Origin of the sequence: Brevundimonas sp. (assembly GCF_035561115.1) — a bacterium.
Lineage (GTDB): Bacteria > Pseudomonadota > Alphaproteobacteria > Caulobacterales > Caulobacteraceae > Brevundimonas.
The window spans coordinates 1-15,308 of the sequence record NZ_DATMYH010000065.1 but is presented as its reverse complement, the minus strand read 5'-3'; the positions used below and the strand labels follow the sequence as shown (position 1 = coordinate 15,308).

Genomic DNA, 15,308 nt, shown 5'->3' with positions numbered 1-15,308 from the left:
CAACCAACGCTCCCGCGTGGTGTTGTGTTCGCCGACGCTGTCTAATCATCACGGAGCCGACCCATGAAGAAAACTCTTGCTGCAATCGCCACCGGCGCCCTGCTGATCGCCGGCCAGGCCGTCGCCGCCAACCAGGTTTCCGCCGCTCCGAGCGTCGCTGACCGCGTGGGCAGCACCGCTGACGCCTCCGACGAATTCGGTGGCTCGATCGCCCCCGGCCTGATCTTCGCCGTGGTGGCTATCGCCGCCTTCGCCGCCGTTACGGCCGCCGACGACGACGCCGAGAGCGACTGACCCGACCGGCTGACGATCTCGTCAGCTTCGAGACCATAATGAACGGCGGCTCCTTTCGGGGGCCGCCGTTTTTTTAATTGCGCCCGTGACCCGATGAAGACGGCGCCGCCGTCAGTGGTTCCAGGAGACCTCGCGCATCCGGCCGACCCATTTGCGGCGGCCGTCCTCAGGATCGTCGGGATTCAACGCCTCGACCCCGGCCCGATGGGCTCGCGCCGAGATCTGATAGACCTCGTTGAACACCCGGTTCAGGGTCGCTTCGTCGCCAAAACCGAATCTCCGCGCCAGATCCGCCATCGTGGCGGACGTCCGGTTGTCCAGCGCCCGACGCACCGCGCCCAGCCGACGGCCCTGAATCAGTCGGGCGACGCCGCCGCGATCCTCGAACAGCCGGTAGAGGGCGGATCGGGACATGCCGGTTTCCCGACTGACCATCGCCACCGACAGGGTGGGATGATCGAGGTTTTCATCGATCATCCGTTCGACCGCGTCACGGCGCAGATACTCGCGTCGATGCACCTCGTTGCCGGCCCGCGCCTTGCCATCGACAGACGCCAGGACATGGATGAAGGCCCGCGCCAGACCCGGCAACGCCTCGGCCTTGATCATGTCGGCGTGACGGGCGAGCGACGTGAGGAAGTCCGCGAGCATCACGTTGCGCGGGGCCTTCAACAGGCGCCCGTGCAGGCCGGTGGCCCCTCCGCGCGCCGCCTCGATCAGGTCACGGGAGACGCTGACGGTCAGGACATGCGCGTCGATGAATTCGGTCCGCGCGGGATGGATGGTGTCCATCACATAGATCTCGCCGGGGTCCGCCGAATCGAAACCGCTGGTCTCGCCGCCCACGACCCGGCCCGCCAGCACCAGACTGAGGACGACATAATCGAAGCCGTCCGTGCCCGCCCGCGCGGCCCGGGAATGGATCACGCCGGACAGCCGCCGTTCGAACAGCAACAGCCCATCCAGCCGCCACGCGTTGATCTGGGCCCTGAACGGCCCCTCGCCCCGGGTTACTCCCGAACCATTGTCATACAGCCGCCGATAGGCCTGGAATGCCTCATCCTCGGGTAGCGCGTCACTTGAAAAACTGAGGCGCTCGGGCATGTGGAACGGATACTGCTACGCTAAAGGCGTGGGAAATCAGGTGATAGCGCCCACAGACCCGTCGCACTTGGGCTTATCGAACACCGGGCGTCAACCGGCTGCTCTCGCCTGCGACCGGTGGACGACTCCGCGGTCTTCCTTTAGGCTTAAAATATGTCGTCAGATCGGGCCGTGAGAAGCATTGCCGTGACGGGCGCCGGGCCCGGCGGCCTGTACCTCGCCATATCCCTGAAGCTGCGGAACCCGGCGCTGGACGTAGTCGTGCACGAGCGCAACCGCCCCGACGACACCTTCGGCTGGGGCGTGGTCTTTTCCGATCAGACTCTCGCCAACCTGAAAGCCAACGATCCGGAGACGGCGGCGATCATCGAGGCCGCCTTCGTCCACTGGGACGACATCGACGTCCACATCCACGGCCGGACCATCCGCTCCGGCGGGCATGGCTTCGCCGGCATTGGCCGCCAGCGCCTTCTGACGATCCTGCAGGAACGCGCCAGGTCGCTGGGCGTCGATCTGCGCTTCCAGGACGAGGTCGCCGACGTCCGGACCCTGCCCGCCGATGTCGTGGTCGCCGCGGACGGCCTGAACAGCCGCACCCGCAACGACCGCCCCGAGGTGTTCGGCGTCGACGTCGACGTGCGCACCAACAAATACATCTGGCTGGGCACGAAACAGTCGTTCGACGCCTTCACCTTCGCCTTCGTCGAGACCCCGCACGGCTGGATCTGGGCCCACGCCTACCAGTTTGAACCTGGCGCCTCGACCTTCATCGTCGAATGCACTGAGGCGACCTGGCGCGACCTCGGCTTCGACGCCATGGATCAGGACCAGACCTGCCGCGCGGCCGAGGCTCTGTTCGCCGGCTGGCTGGGCGGCCATGCGCTGATGAGCAACGCCCGCCACCTGCGCGGCTCGGCCTGGCTAAACTTCCCGCGCGTGGCCTGTTCCAACTGGCGCGACGGCAAGGTGGTGCTGCTGGGCGACGCCGCCCACACGGCGCATTTCTCCATCGGCTCGGGCACCAAACTGGCGTTCGAGGACGCCATCCGCCTTGCGGAGGCCCTGACCGAGGGTGGCGACCTCGATGCGGCCCTCGCCGCCTATGAGACGGAACGCCGCGTCGAGGTGCTGAAGCTGCAAAGCGCGGCCCGCAACTCCACTGAATGGTTCGAGACGGTCGACCGCTATGTCGGCCTCGATCCGCTGCAGTTCGCCTATAGCCTGCTGACCCGCAGCCAGCGCGTCAGCCACGAGAACCTGCGTCTGCGCGACAGCGACTTCCTGACCGGGGTCGAGCGCTGGTTCGCCGACAATGCCGGCGCCCCACCCTCGCCAGAACCGCCGCCGCCGATGTTCGCGCCGCTGCGCCTGCGCGACCTGACCCTGCCCAATCGGGTCGTCGTCTCGCCCATGTGCATGTACTCGGCCGAGGACGGTCTCGTCGGCGACTTCCACCTCGTCCACCTTGGAGGACGCGCCCTGGGCGGGGCCGGGCTGGTGTTCACCGAGATGACCGACGTCTCGGCCGACGCCCGGATCACGCCCGGCTGCGCGGGGATGTACCGACCGGAACACCGCGACGCCTGGAAGCGGATCGTCGACTTCGTCCACGGCCAGGGATCGCGCATCGCCATCCAGCTGGCCCACGCCGGCCGCAAGGGCTCGGTCGAACGCCCCTGGGGGCCGCGCGCCGACCAGCCGCTCGAGGACGGCTGGCCGCTGATCGCCCCCTCCCCCATTCCGTGGTCGGACGAAGACCAGGTCCCGCGCGAAATGACCCGCGCCGACATGGACCGCGTCCGCGACGATTTCGTCCGGGCGACCGCCTGGGCCGACGAGGCCGGCTTCGACATGGTCGAGCTGCACTGCGCCCACGGCTATCTGCTGTCGTCCTTCCTGACCCCGGTCTCCAACCACCGTACCGACGAGTACGGCGGCCCGGGCGGGAACCGTCTGCGCTTCCCGCTGGAGGTCTTCGCCGCCATGCGCGCGGTCTGGCCAGTGGACAAGCCGATGTCCGTCCGCCTGTCCGCCAGCGACTGGGTCGACGACGGCCTGACGCCCGGGGACTCCGTCGCCATCGCCCGCGCCTTCGCCGGGGCCGGCTGCGACCTGATCGATGTCTCGGCGGGCCAGACCTCGGAACAGGCGCGGCCCGTCTATGGCCGCATGTTCCAGACCCCCTTCAGCGACTGCATCCGCAACGAGGCGGGCGTGGCGACCATGGCCGTCGGCAACATCTATGAGACCGACCACGTGAACAGCATCCTCGCCGCCGGCCGGGCCGATCTGTGCGCCCTCGCCCGGCCCCATCTGGCCGACCCCAACTGGAGCCTGCGCGCCGCCGCCGAGCTGGGCTGGCGTGGCATACAGCCGCCGGTCCAGTACCGCGCCGGCTTCGCCCAACTGGCCCGCAACCTCGAGAAACAGCAGCAGGCGGGGCCGGTATGAGCCTGAGTGGCCATCACGCCGTGGTCACCGGCGCCGGATCGGGCATCGGCCGCGCCACGGCCGAACGGCTGGCCGAGGCCGGCTGCCAGGTCACCCTGATCGGCCGCCATGTCGCCCGCCTGAACGAGACCGCCGACCGCATCGGCGACCTCGCCTTCGCCGCCCCGGCCGACGTCACCGACCCCGACGCCCTCGCCGCCGCCATCGAAGTGGGACGCGACCGCTTCGGCCCCATCGACATCCTGATCAACAACGCCGGCGCCGCGACCTCGGCTCCCTTCCTCAAGACCGACGCTGAGGCCCTGCGCGCCATGCTGGCCCTCAATCTGGAGGCCCCGGCCGAGGCCGCCCGTCTGGTCCTGCCGGGCATGCTGACTCGCCGCTGGGGCCGGATCGTCAACGTCGCCTCGACCGCGGGGCTGAAGGGCTACGCCTACGTCTCGGCCTATGTCGCGGCCAAGCACGGCCTCGTCGGTCTGACCCGCGCCCTGGCCCTCGAGGTGGCCTCCAAGGGCGTCACCGTCAACGCCGTCTGTCCCGGCTTCACCGAAACCGATCTGGTCGCCCGCTCCATCGAGTCCATCACCGCAAAAACGGGTCGTAGCGAAGAGGAAGCCCGCGCCGTCCTCGCCGCCTCCAATCCGCAGGGCCGGCTGATCACGCCGGATGAGGTGGCCACGACCATCGTCTGGCTGTGCGGCGAGGGCGCCTCGGGCGTCAACGGCGCGGCGATCCCGGTCGCGGGCGGTGAACTGTGAGCCCCGCCGCCGCCTCGTTGCCCGACCGGCTGGGCGGCGCGCCCGACGGCAAGCGCTCCCTGCGGCTGTGGCTGCGGATGCTGACCTGCTCGACCCGGATCGAACAGACGGTGTCCCAGCGGCTGCGCGACGAGTTCGGCTCCACCCTGCCCCGCTTCGACATGCTGTCGGCGCTGGACCGCGCGGGCGAGACCGGTCTCACCATGGGCGAGGCCGCGGGCATGCTGATGGTGTCCAACGGCAACGTCACCGGCCTCGCCGCCCGACTCAAGGCCGACGGCCTGATCGAGGCCATGGCCGGGGCGGACCGGCGCGTGCAGCGCGTGCGCCTGACGCCGCTGGGTCAGGCCCGCTTCACCGCCATGGCCCGGGCCCATGAACGGTGGATCGAAGCCCTGTTCGCCGACCTGACGGCGGCCGAGGCCGACGACCTGACACGCCTGCTGGAGCGCGCCAAGCGGTCGCTCCACGCCACCACCCACGAGGAGCTGAACGGATGAAGGCGCGCGACTACAAGGCGGTCCATTTCCTGTGGTCGGTCGACGACGACGGCGTCTCGACCCTGACCCTGAACCGGCCCGAGCGGAAGAATCCGCTGACGTTCGAGTCCTATGCCGAGATGCGCGACCTGTTCCGGGCGCTCGTCCACGCCGACGACTGCAAGGTCGTCATCGTCACCGGCGCCGGCGGCAATTTCTCGTCCGGCGGCGACGTGCACGAGATCATCGGCCCGCTGACCGAGATGGCCATGCCGGAGCTGCTGGCCTTCACCCGCATGACCGGCGATCTGGTCAAGGCCATGCGCGGCTGTCCCCAGCCGGTCATCGCCGCCCTGGACGGCGTCTGCGTCGGCGCCGGCGCCATCATGGCGATGGCGTCCGACCTGCGCATCGCCACGCCGAGGACGAAGACGGCCTTCCTGTTCACCCGCGTCGGCCTGGCCGGCTGTGACATGGGCGCCTGCGCCATCCTGCCCCGCCAGATCGGTCAGGGGCGCGCGTCCGAGCTGCTGTTCACCGGCCGGGTCATGACCGCGGACGAGGGCGAGCGCTGGGGCTTCCACAACCGGCTGGTCGAGCCCGACGCCCTGCTCGACGCCGCCCGCGAACTGGCGGCCTCGTTGGCCAGGGGCCCGACCTTCGCCCACGGGATCACCAAGAACCAGCTCAACGTCGAATGGGACATGAGCCTGGACGCCGCCATCGAGTCCGAGGCCCAGGCCCAGGCCATCTGCATGCAGACGAAGGACTTCCGCCGCGCCTATGAGGCCTTCGCGGCGAAACGCGAGCCGGTGTTCGAGGGGAACTGAGCCATGGCCGACCGCAGCTTCCTCGACTGGCCCTTCTTCGACGACCGTCACCGGGCTTTCGCCGCCGACCTCGAGGCCTGGGCGGACCGGACCGATGCGGTCAACCTGCACGGCGACCACGACCTCGACGGCGATTGCCGCACCATCCTCAAGGCGCTGGCGGACGGCGGCTGGCTGAACAACGCCGTCCCTGACGCCGACGGCAGGCTGGACGTCCGAACCCTGTGCCTGACGCGCGAAACCCTCGCCCGCCGCTCCGGCCTCGCCGACTTCGTCTTCGCCATGCAGGGCCTCGGCTCCGGGCCCATCAGCCTGTTCGGCACGGACGAGCAGAAGGCCCGCTGGCTGCCCGGCGTGGCCGCGGGCCAGACCATCGCCGCCTTCGCCCTGTCGGAACCGGATGCGGGCTCCGACGTCGCCGCCCTGTCGACATCCGCGCGCCGCGACGGCGACGGCTGGGTGCTGGACGGGACCAAGACCTTCATCTCCAACGGCGGCCTCGCCGACCGATACACCGTCTTCGCCCGCACCGGCGAAGGGGTGGGCGCCAAGGGCATCAGCGCCTTCGTCGTCGACGCCGATACGCCCGGCTTCGGGATCGTCGAACGCATCCCCCTGATGGCCGCCCATCCGCTGGCGACGATCCGGTTCGACGCCTGCCGCATCGACGGCGACCGCATCCTCGGCGCCCCGGGCGACGGCTTTCGCATCGCCATGGCCACGCTGGACGTGTTTCGCTCCACCGTCGCCGCCGCCGCCCTCGGCTTCTCGCGCCGGGCTTTCGACGAGGCGGCATCGCGCACCCTCGCCCGCAAGCTGTTCGGCGCGCCGATGAGCGACCTGCAGCTGGTGCAGGCCTCTCTGGCCGAGATGGCGCTGAAGATCGACGCCTCGGCCCTGCTGATCTACCGCGCCGCCTGGCTGAAGGATCAGGGCGCGCCCCGCGTGACACGAGAGGCCGCCATGGCCAAGCTCTACGCCACCGACGAGGCCCAGGTCGTGATCGATCAGGCCGTCCAGCTGTTCGGCGGTCTTGGCGTGGTCTCGGGCCATCCGGTCGAGCGGCTGTACCGCGAGATCCGCGCCCTGCGCATCTACGAAGGCGCCTCCGAGGTGCAGAAGATCGTCATCGCCCGGCAGGTGCTGGCTGGACTGGGAGGCGCCTGATGGGGGCCAGCGCGCACATCGACCGGTTCGTCCTCGACCATCTGCCGCCGGCGGACCAGCAGCCGGAACTGGTCTTCGACCTGCCGGAACTGGCTTATCCCGAGCGGCTGAACGCCGGTGTCGAACTGCTGCGCCGGGCCATCGAAGCCGCCGGTCCCGACGCCCGCGCCCTGATCGATTTCGACCATGAGTTTTCGTGGGGCCGCGTCGACGCCATCTCGGGCCGGATGGCGCGGGTGCTGGTGGAGGAGATGGGGCTGGTCCCCGGCAATCGGGTGCTGCTGCACGGCCCCAACTCGTCCTGGACCGTCATGGCGTGGTTCGCCATCCTGAAGGCGGGCGGGGTGGTGGTCGCCACCATGCCCATGCTCCGGGCCGCCGAACTGGCCACGGTCATCGACAAGGCCCGGATCAGCCATGCGCTGGTCTATTACACCCTCGCCGACTCGGTGACCGAGGCCAGGCACGCGGCCCCGTCGCTGACGCAAGTCATGGACTCCGCCGCCCTCCAGAAGGCGGCCCAGGCCCTGCCCCCCGGCTTCCGCTTCGACCCCGTCGACACGGCCGCCGACGATCCCGCCCTGATCGCCTTCACCTCGGGCACCACGGGCAAGCCCAAGGGCTGCGTCCACTTCCATCGCGACATCCTCGCCATGGCCGACACCTTCGCGAAGCACATCGTCGGCCTGGCGAAGGACGACATCGTCGTCGGCACCCCGCCCATCGCCTTCACCTTCGGCCTCGGCGGGCTGGTGGTCTTCCCCGCCGCCGTCGGCGCCGCGACCGCCTTCGCCCCCCGGCCGGGCTTCGACGCCCTGGCCGAAACCATCGCCCGCCATCGCGCCACCGCCCTGTTCACCGCCCCGACCGGCTACCGCGCCCTGCTGAAGCTGGCCGGCGACTACGACCTGTCGTCCCTGCGCACCTGCGTCTCCGCCGGCGAGGCCCTGCCCGCCGCCACCTCAGACGCCTGGCATGAGGCGACCGGCGTCCGCATCATCGACGGCATCGGCTCGACCGAGATGATCCACGTCTTCATCTCGGCCCGCGGCGACGACATCCGCCCCGGCTCCACCGGCAAGGCCGTGCCCGGCTATCAGGCGCGCATCATCGACGCCGATGGCAAGCCTCTGCCCCCCGGCGAGACCGGCCGTCTCGCGGTGCGCGGTCCGACCGGCTGCCGATATCTCGATGACGAGCGGCAGGCGGCCTATGTCCAGGACGGCTGGAACCTGACCGGCGACGTCTACCGGCTGGATGCGGACGGCTGGTTCTGGTTCGTGGCCCGGTCCGACGACATGATCATATCGTCCGGCTACAACATCGGCGCGCCCGAGGTGGAGCACGCCCTGCTGCGCCATTCCGCGGTCGCCGAGGCCGCCGTCATCGGCGCGCCCGATCCCGAACGCGGCCAGATCGTCCAGGCCTTCGTCGTCCTCAACGAGGGCCACGCCCCCTCCGACGCCCTGCGCGCCGAGCTCCAGACCTTCGTGAAGGGCGTCATCGCCCCCTACAAATACCCGCGCGGCCTCGATTTCGTCGACGCCCTGCCCAAGACCCAGACCGGCAAGCTGCAGCGCTTCCGGCTCAAGGACCCGACATGACCGGCCAGGTTTTCACCGTCGAGCGCCGGGTCCGTTTCGCCGACTGCGACGCGGCGGGCATTGTCTTCTTCCCGCGCTATTTCGAAATGCTGAACGGAGTGGTCGAGGACTGGTTCGCCGGCCCGCTGCAGGCCTCGTTCCGCGAACTGCACGTCAACCGCCACGTCAGCGTCCCGACCGCCGCCGTAGAGGCCCGCTTCATCGCCCCTTCGCGGCTGGAGGACGAACTGACCTTCGCCCTGACGGTGACGAAACTGGGCGGCGCCTCCTGCGGCCTGCGTCACCGGATCAGCGCCGACGGCGAACTGCGTTTCGAGGCGACCCAGACCATCGTCTACGTCGGCGCCTCGCTGAAGCCCGAGCCCTGGCCCGACGCCTTGCGCGCCCGCATCGCCCCCTTCGTGGAGACGCCTCAATGAACCGTGTCCTGCTGCCCGAAGGCTGGCCCCGGCCCCGGGGCTATTCGAACGGCGTCGAGGCGACCGGCCGCACCGTCTTCGTCGCCGGCCAGATCGGCTGGACGCCCGAGGGCGTCTTCGTCGAGAGGGGCTTCGCCGGCCAATTCCGCCAGACTGTCGAAAACACCCTGGCCGTCCTGGCCGAGGCCGGAGCCGGTCCCGAACACATCGTCCGCATGACCTGGTACGTGGTCGACAAAACCGAATACCTCGCCGCCCTGCGCGAGATCGGCGCGGTCTGGCGTGAACTGATCGGGGCCCACTATCCCGCCATGGCCGTGGTCGAGGTCAAGGGACTGATCGAGGACGCCGCCCGCGTCGAGATCGAGACCACCGCCGTCATCCCGGCGTGAGGCTTGGCGCCGCGCGATTCCGGGGCCAAAGCTGGACCATGCGGCTGCACGACGACGTCCTCGGCCGGCTTGAAGCCGAGGCCATTCACATCTTCCGGGAGGTCGTCGCCGAATGCGAGCGGCCGGTGCTGCTGTTCTCTGGCGGCAAGGACTCCGCCGTCCTGCTGCATCTGGCGCGCAAGGCCTTCTTCCCCGCCCCGCCGCCCTTCCCGCTGCTGCACGTCGATACGACCTGGAAATTCCGCGAGATGTACGTCTTCCGCGACCGGACGGCGGCGGAGGCCGGGATGCAGCTGCTGGTTCATCGCAATCCCGAAGCCGAGGCCGAAGGGATCAATCCGTTCGCCCACGGGGCCAGCGTTCACACCGATCTCTGGAAGACGCAGGGGCTGAAACAGGCGCTGGACCTGCACCGGTTCGACGCGGCCTTCGGCGGTGCGCGCCGCGACGAGGAGAAGAGCCGGGCCAAGGAGCGGATCGTCTCGGTCCGCAGCGCCGCTCACGGCTGGGATCCCAAACGCCAGCGGCCCGAACTCTGGAGCCTCTACAACACCCGCCTCGGCGAGGGGGAATCGCTGCGCGTCTTCCCCTTGTCCAACTGGACCGAACTGGATGTCTGGCGCTACGTCCGGCGCGAGGCCATCGCCCTGCCCTCCCTGTACTTCGCCGCCGATCGGTCCGTCGTCGAGCGCGACGGGGCCCTGCTCATGGTGGACGACGACCGCATGGCCCTGCGGCCCGGAGAACGGGCCCGTCCGCGCCGCGTGCGTTTCCGCACCCTCGGCTGCTGGCCCCTGACCGCGGCCGTTGAGAGCGACGCCGACACCCTGGACGCCGTGATCCGGGAGGTGCGGGACGCATCCCTGTCGGAACGTCAGGGCCGCGCCATCGACCATGACCCCGCCGCCTCGATGGAGCAGAAGAAGCGGGAGGGCTATTTCTGATGGCTCACGCCCCCGACGCGGGACCGGCCGACATCGTCCGCCTCATCACCTGCGGTTCCGTCGACGACGGAAAGTCGACCCTGATAGGCCGCCTGCTGCATGAGGCCGGCGCCGTGCCCTCGGACCAGACCGCAGCCCTGCCCCTGATCGACGGCGAGCCGGACCTGGCCTTCCTCGTCGACGGCCTCGCCGCCGAGCGTCAGCAGGGCATCACCATCGACGTCGCCTACCGCTTCTTTGATATCGGCGATCGCCGCTTCATCCTCGCCGACACCCCGGGCCACGAGCAGTACACGCGCAACATGGTCACCGCCGCCTCGACCGCGGATGTGGCCATCGTCCTGATCGACGCGCGCAAGGGCGTCCTGACCCAGACCCGGCGGCACAGCCGGCTGCTGGTTCTTCTCGGCGTCCGGCGCGTGGTGCTGGCGGTCAACAAGATGGACCTGATCGAGGAAGCGCAGGACCGGTTCGACGCCATCGTCGACGATTACCGCGCCTTCGCCGCCTCCATCGGCCTGACCGATGTCACCGCCATCCCCGTCAGCGCCCGGCGCGGCGACAATGTCATGACGCCCGGCGCCGCCATGCCCTGGTACGCCGGCCCGACGCTGATGGCGCATCTGGAGGCGGTGCGGATAGCCGACGCGGCTCCGGCCCCGCTGCGTATGGCGGTCCAGGGCGTTAGCCGCCCGAACGCCGACTTCCGCGGCTTCACCGGCCGCATCCAGTCGGGCCTGGCTCGCCCGGGAGACGCCGTCCGCATCCTGCCTTCCGGCGTCAGCGCGACGATCGCCCGGATCGTCACCCTCGACGGCGACCTTGAGCAGGCCGGCCCGGGCCAGTCGGTGACCCTGACCCTGACCCCGGACGTCGATGTCTCGCGCGGCGATCTTATCGCCGCCGCAGACGCGCCGCCCCAGGTCGCCGACCAGTTCGACGCCCACATCGTCTGGATGTCCGACCGGCCGCTGCTGCCCGGCCGCACCTGGTGGCTGAAACTGGGCGCCGCCACCGTCCCCGCCCGGATCAGCGACATCCGCCACAAGGTCAATGTCGACACCGGCGAGGAACTGGCCGCCGCGACCTTGACGCTCAACGACATCGGCCGCTGCACCCTGGCCCTCGACGCGTCCGTCGCCTTCGAGCCCTACGCCGTCAATCGCGACCTCGGCGGCTTCGTCCTGATCGACCGGATGACGAATGAGACCGCGGGCGCCGGCCTGATCCGTTTCGCCCTGCGCCGATCGGCCAACATACGGCCCCAGGCCCTGAGCGTCAGCCGCGCCGACCGCGCGGCCCTGATGCGCCAGTCGCCGCTGGTGCTGTGGTTCACCGGCCTGTCGGGAGCCGGCAAGTCGACCATCGCCAACCGGGTCGAACAGCGGCTGAATGCCGAAGGCCGGCACACGGTTCTCCTGGACGGCGACAACGTCCGCCACGGCCTCAACCACGACCTGGGTTTCACCGACGCCGACCGGGTCGAGAACATCCGCCGCGTGGCCGAGGTGGCCCGGCTCATGACCGACGCCGGCCTGATCGTGCTGGTCTCCTTCATCTCGCCCTTCCGCGACGAGCGCCGCATGGCGCGCGAGCGGATGGAGCCCGGCGAGTTCGTCGAGATCTTCGTCGACGCCCCGTTGGAGGTCGCCGAGGCGCGCGACGTCAAGGGCCTGTACGCCAAGGCTCGCGCCGGCCAGCTGACCAATTTCACCGGCATCGACAGCGCCTATGAACCGCCCGAGGCGCCCGATCTCCGCATCGACGCCGCCGCCTGCTCGCCGGACGAGGCGGCGGATCAGGTTCTGGCCCTCGTCCGCGCCCGGCAGGCGCGCTGATCAGACGCCGGGCGCGGTCAGGCCCGGCCGGGGTCGCTGAACCGCCACTTCATCGCCAGTACGCCCGACGCCATCACCAGGGCGCAAGCGTTGGCGACGATGATCGGCCACGCCGTCGTCAGCACGCCATAGGCGGTCCACAGCACGAAACAGGTCACCGTCAGGGAATAGGTCTTGAGCGACACCGAAGAGGCGTCCCGTTCCTTCCAGATCTTGATCATCTGCGGCGCGAAACTGGTGATCGAACAGAGGGCCGCGGCCGTGCCCACGATGTTGGCGGTCAGGTCGCTCACGCGCGCGTCTTCCGCTTCGGGGATGCGGCCTTGGCCTTGTGAGGGGTCGCGGCGGCCCGGCGGCGGGTCCCGGCCGACGTGTCCTCGGCCCGGGTCGCGACCACCGGCATGGCCGTCGGGCCTTCGCCGTGGATCCGCGTCGCCCGCCCCTCGACCTCGGACAGAATCCTGTCGAGGTCCTTTTCCGTCATGTGTTCGATGCCGATGAACCGCTCGTCGGCCGCCCTGACGGCGTGAATCAGTTCGTCCAGCTTGGCCTGCATCGCTGCGCCGTCGCGGTTCTGGGTGTTCTGGATCAGGAAGACCATCAGGAAGGTGATGATGGTCGTCCCGGTGTTGATGATCAGCTGCCAGGTTTCGCTGAATTTGAAGATCGGCCCGGTCGCCGCCCAGATCAGCACGATCAGGACGCAGGCGAGGAAGGTCCACGGCTTGCCGGCGATCCTGGCGGCGCCCGTGGCGAAGGAGACGAACAGTTTTTCCATGCCGCCCGAAACCATCCGCTACGCCAAAGGTTGCCGCCCTATCGCGCCGCCAGGGTCGGCGGACGCCGCTCATGCGTCCGCTGCTCATAGGCGTATCCCAGCGACAGGATGCGGGCGTCGTCCCACTTGCCGCCGATGAAGCTGATCCCCACCGGCATGCCGCGGTCGAAACCCATCGGCACGGTCAGGTGCGGATAGCCTGCCACAGCCGCCAGCCGGCTGGCCGACCCCTGGGCGTTGTCGTCGTCCTCGCGGTCGTTGGTCCAGGCGCGCGAGGTCGTCGGCGCGACCAGGGCGACGACCGTATTGTCCGCCATCATCTTGTCGATGCCCTCGGGTCCGGCGGCTCTCAGCGAGTTGGCCCGGGCAGTCACATAGACCGGATCCTCCAGTCCCGTCGTCGCCTCGGCCCGCAGGAACAGCTCCTGCCCGAACAGGGTCATCTCGCGCGGCTCGGCCTCGTTGAAGGCGATCAGGTCGGCCAGCGTTCGGGTCGGAACCTGCGCGGGGTCGGTCGAGGCCAGATAGGCGTTCAGGTCGTGTTTCAGCTCGCTCATCAGCACCTGGATTTCCCAGCCGCCGAGGGCGCGGAAATCCTTCGGCGCCTCGGTGATCTCGACCAGCTCGGCCCCCGCGTCGCGCAGGGCCTGCAGGGCCCGTTCGAACTCCGCCTGGGTCTCGGCCGAATAATTGGAAACCAGGAACCGCATGACGCCGAGCCGGGCCCCGCGCAGGCTGTCGGCGTCCAGAGCCGCGCGATAGTCGACCTTGCGCGCATCGGCCTCGACCGTCGCCGGGTCGAGCGGGTCGGAGCCCGCGATGACCGACAGCACGATGGCCGCGTCCTCGACCGTGGCGGTGATCGGGCCGGCGGTGTCCTGCGAATGGCTGATCGGCACGATGTGGGTCCGGCTGACCAGTCCGACGGTCGGCTTGAACCCGACCACGCCGTTGACCGAGGCCGGGCAGGTGATCGAGCCGTCCGTCTCGGTCCCGATCGCCGCCGGGGCCAGGCCGATGGCCACCGCCACCGCGCTGCCCGCCGAGGACCCGCACGGCGTGCGCTCAGGATCGTAAGGATTGCGGGTCTGCCCCCCCACGGCGCTCCAGCCGCTGATGGAATTGGACGAGCGGATGTTGGCCCATTCGGACAGATTGGCCTTGCCGAGGATGAAGGCGCCGGCATCGCGCAGGCGGGTGACCAGCGGCGCATCGCGCCCCGGGGCGTTGCGGGATAGCGCCAGCGAGCCGGCCGTGGTCGGCATGTCGGCGGTTTCGATATTGTCCTTCAGAAGGATGGGGAGGCCGCTGATACCGGCGTCCGGGGTCCAGCCGCGATCGCTGATCCCCGGGGCCCATGCAATCATACTGTTCGGACCGACGATGTCGTCGCGGCAGCGAAGCGTATAGGCGTCGTGATCTGGATTGACCCGCCGCTGGTCGCGATAGAGATGCTCGCATCGGGTTCCGGCGAGCGAGATGCCCAATGCCCGGTCCGCGGCCGCCGTGGCGTCGGCCGCGGCAGCATCCGTCGCCCGGATAGTGGACTCCGGCGGCGTGGCGCAGGCCGCCAGCGCCGCCAGGGCGCCGGCAAAACCCGCAATCAGTCCTGCGCGGCGGGCGCCCTTGCGCCGATCGTCCGATCCAGGAAGTCCAGATAGGTGCGCCATTGCTGCAGCTGCCTTTCATTGCCCCGCACGCCGTGGCGCTGGCCGGGATAGAGCATCAATTCGAACGGGGTGGACGAGGCCTGCAGCGCGTCGATGACGCGGGTCGAATTCTCGAGGATGACGTTGTCGTCCGCCATGCCATGCATCAGCAGCAGCCGTCCGGTCAGGTTCGGCAGGCGCGGAATGGCGTCCGAGGCCGCATAGCCTTGGGCGTTCGCCTCCGGCGTCGACATGTATCGTTCGGTATAGTGGGTGTCGTACAGGCTCCACTCGGTCGGCGGCGCGCCGGCGATGGCCGAGGCCAGCCCCATGTCGGGCTCGGTCAGCGCCATCAGGCTCATGAAACCGCCATAGGACCAGCCCATCATCGCGATCCGGCTGTCGTCGACATAGGGCAGCGATCTCAGATAGTTCGCCGCCAGAACCTGATCCTCGATCTCGGGCTGCCCCATCTTCAGATAGAGCGCCTGCTTGAACGCCGCCGACCGGTCGCCCTCGCCGCGGTTGTCCAGCCGGAAGACGATGTATCCGGCCTCGGTCAGCAGCTGGCTGGTGGCGCCCTGCCAGCCCCGCTTCACCC

16 protein-coding genes are annotated in these 15,308 nt (G+C 69.5%); 11 read left to right on the top strand and 5 right to left on the bottom strand.

The features are described from left to right. Positions 1 to 63: 63 nt before the first annotated feature. Positions 64 to 294: a hypothetical protein gene (locus VN378_RS08605; protein WP_325742888.1), complete on the top strand. Its 231-nt coding sequence runs from the start codon at positions 64 to 66 to the stop codon at positions 292 to 294. A 111-nt stretch (positions 295 to 405) separates the two neighbouring features. Here VN378_RS08605 and VN378_RS08600 read toward each other — a convergent pair whose 3' ends face one another. Further along, complete coding sequence (locus tag VN378_RS08600) at positions 406 to 1,398, bottom strand: helix-turn-helix domain-containing protein (RefSeq protein ID WP_325742886.1); 993 nt, start codon at positions 1,396 to 1,398, stop codon at positions 406 to 408. 171 nt (positions 1,399 to 1,569) lie between these two features. Between VN378_RS08600 and VN378_RS08595 the strand changes: the two genes are divergently transcribed. The 10 genes from VN378_RS08595 to cysC are packed head-to-tail and all read left to right on the top strand — an operon-like array spanning position 1,570 to position 12,280. Then, positions 1,570 to 3,849, top strand: coding sequence for a bifunctional salicylyl-CoA 5-hydroxylase/oxidoreductase (locus VN378_RS08595; protein ID WP_325742885.1), 2,280 nt, complete (start codon positions 1,570 to 1,572; stop codon positions 3,847 to 3,849). Further along, positions 3,846 to 4,607: an SDR family NAD(P)-dependent oxidoreductase gene (locus VN378_RS08590; protein ID WP_325742883.1), complete on the top strand. Its 762-nt coding sequence runs from the start codon at positions 3,846 to 3,848 to the stop codon at positions 4,605 to 4,607. Before VN378_RS08595 ends, VN378_RS08590 begins: the two co-directional genes overlap by 4 nt. Then, the gene (locus VN378_RS08585; protein WP_325742881.1) at positions 4,604 to 5,107 is read left to right on the top strand and encodes a MarR family winged helix-turn-helix transcriptional regulator; all 504 of its coding nucleotides are present in this window, start codon (positions 4,604 to 4,606) and stop codon (positions 5,105 to 5,107) included. Before VN378_RS08590 ends, VN378_RS08585 begins: the two co-directional genes overlap by 4 nt. Next, positions 5,104 to 5,916 carry an enoyl-CoA hydratase family protein gene (locus VN378_RS08580; RefSeq protein WP_325742879.1) on the top strand — a complete coding sequence of 271 codons (813 nt, stop codon included), beginning with the start codon at positions 5,104 to 5,106 and terminating at the stop codon, positions 5,914 to 5,916. The genes VN378_RS08585 and VN378_RS08580 overlap by 4 nt, the downstream gene beginning before the upstream one ends. Before the next feature lie 3 nt (positions 5,917 to 5,919). Continuing rightward, positions 5,920 to 7,083, top strand: coding sequence for an acyl-CoA dehydrogenase family protein (locus tag VN378_RS08575; protein WP_325742878.1), 1,164 nt, complete (start codon positions 5,920 to 5,922; stop codon positions 7,081 to 7,083). Continuing rightward, positions 7,083 to 8,687 (top strand): AMP-binding protein, encoded by a 1,605-nt coding sequence (locus VN378_RS08570; RefSeq protein WP_325742876.1) that lies wholly within the window; start codon positions 7,083 to 7,085, stop codon positions 8,685 to 8,687. Before VN378_RS08575 ends, VN378_RS08570 begins: the two co-directional genes overlap by 1 nt. After that, positions 8,684 to 9,106 (top strand): thioesterase family protein, encoded by a 423-nt coding sequence (locus VN378_RS08565; RefSeq protein ID WP_325742875.1) that lies wholly within the window; start codon positions 8,684 to 8,686, stop codon positions 9,104 to 9,106. Before VN378_RS08570 ends, VN378_RS08565 begins: the two co-directional genes overlap by 4 nt. After that, positions 9,103 to 9,498: a RidA family protein gene (locus tag VN378_RS08560; protein WP_325742873.1), complete on the top strand. Its 396-nt coding sequence runs from the start codon at positions 9,103 to 9,105 to the stop codon at positions 9,496 to 9,498. Before VN378_RS08565 ends, VN378_RS08560 begins: the two co-directional genes overlap by 4 nt. Positions 9,499 to 9,536: 38 nt before the next feature. Next, positions 9,537 to 10,442 (top strand): sulfate adenylyltransferase subunit CysD, encoded by a 906-nt coding sequence (cysD, locus tag VN378_RS08555; protein WP_325742871.1) that lies wholly within the window; start codon positions 9,537 to 9,539, stop codon positions 10,440 to 10,442. Then, positions 10,442 to 12,280: an adenylyl-sulfate kinase gene (cysC, locus tag VN378_RS08550; protein WP_325742869.1), complete on the top strand. Its 1,839-nt coding sequence runs from the start codon at positions 10,442 to 10,444 to the stop codon at positions 12,278 to 12,280. The genes cysD and cysC overlap by 1 nt, the downstream gene beginning before the upstream one ends. A gap of 17 nt (positions 12,281 to 12,297) precedes the next feature. Here the strand turns inward: cysC and VN378_RS08545 are convergent, their stop codons facing one another. The 4 genes from VN378_RS08545 to VN378_RS08530 form a co-directional block, all read right to left on the bottom strand. Next, on the bottom strand, positions 12,298 to 12,573 hold the full coding sequence (locus tag VN378_RS08545) for a SemiSWEET transporter (RefSeq protein ID WP_325742867.1): 276 nt from the start codon (positions 12,571 to 12,573) through the stop codon (positions 12,298 to 12,300). After that, the gene (locus VN378_RS08540) at positions 12,570 to 13,058 is read right to left on the bottom strand and encodes a low affinity iron permease family protein (protein ID WP_325742865.1); all 489 of its coding nucleotides are present in this window, start codon (positions 13,056 to 13,058) and stop codon (positions 12,570 to 12,572) included. Before VN378_RS08540 ends, VN378_RS08545 begins: the two co-directional genes overlap by 4 nt. Positions 13,059 to 13,096: 38 nt before the next feature. Further along, a complete protein-coding gene (locus tag VN378_RS08535; RefSeq protein WP_325742904.1) occupies positions 13,097 to 14,425 on the bottom strand; it encodes an amidase in 1,329 nt (442 codons plus the stop codon). A gap of 236 nt (positions 14,426 to 14,661) precedes the next feature. Continuing rightward, positions 14,662 to 15,308 (bottom strand): S9 family peptidase (locus tag VN378_RS08530; protein WP_325742863.1); only part of this gene is annotated, 647 nt, incomplete at its 5' end.

Bases quoted from the DNA above. Each gene is read 5' to 3' on its own strand.
- VN378_RS08605 (WP_325742888.1), top strand. From the start codon at position 64: ATGAAGAAAACTCTTGCTGCAATCGCCACCGGCGCCCTGCTGATCGCC.
- VN378_RS08600 (WP_325742886.1), bottom strand. From the start codon at position 1,398: ATGCCCGAGCGCCTCAGTTTTTCAAGTGACGCGCTACCCGAGGATGAG.
- VN378_RS08590 (WP_325742883.1), top strand. From the start codon at position 3,846: ATGAGCCTGAGTGGCCATCACGCCGTGGTCACCGGCGCCGGATCGGGC.
- VN378_RS08580 (WP_325742879.1), top strand. From the start codon at position 5,104: ATGAAGGCGCGCGACTACAAGGCGGTCCATTTCCTGTGGTCGGTCGAC.
- VN378_RS08575 (WP_325742878.1), top strand. From the start codon at position 5,920: ATGGCCGACCGCAGCTTCCTCGACTGGCCCTTCTTCGACGACCGTCAC.
- VN378_RS08570 (WP_325742876.1), top strand. From the start codon at position 7,083: ATGGGGGCCAGCGCGCACATCGACCGGTTCGTCCTCGACCATCTGCCG.
- VN378_RS08565 (WP_325742875.1), top strand. From the start codon at position 8,684: ATGACCGGCCAGGTTTTCACCGTCGAGCGCCGGGTCCGTTTCGCCGAC.
- VN378_RS08560 (WP_325742873.1), top strand. From the start codon at position 9,103: ATGAACCGTGTCCTGCTGCCCGAAGGCTGGCCCCGGCCCCGGGGCTAT.
- cysD (WP_325742871.1), top strand. From the start codon at position 9,537: ATGCGGCTGCACGACGACGTCCTCGGCCGGCTTGAAGCCGAGGCCATT.
- cysC (WP_325742869.1), top strand. From the start codon at position 10,442: ATGGCTCACGCCCCCGACGCGGGACCGGCCGACATCGTCCGCCTCATC.
- VN378_RS08540 (WP_325742865.1), bottom strand. From the start codon at position 13,058: ATGGAAAAACTGTTCGTCTCCTTCGCCACGGGCGCCGCCAGGATCGCC.
- VN378_RS08535 (WP_325742904.1), bottom strand. From the start codon at position 14,425: ATGATTGCATGGGCCCCGGGGATCAGCGATCGCGGCTGGACCCCGGAC.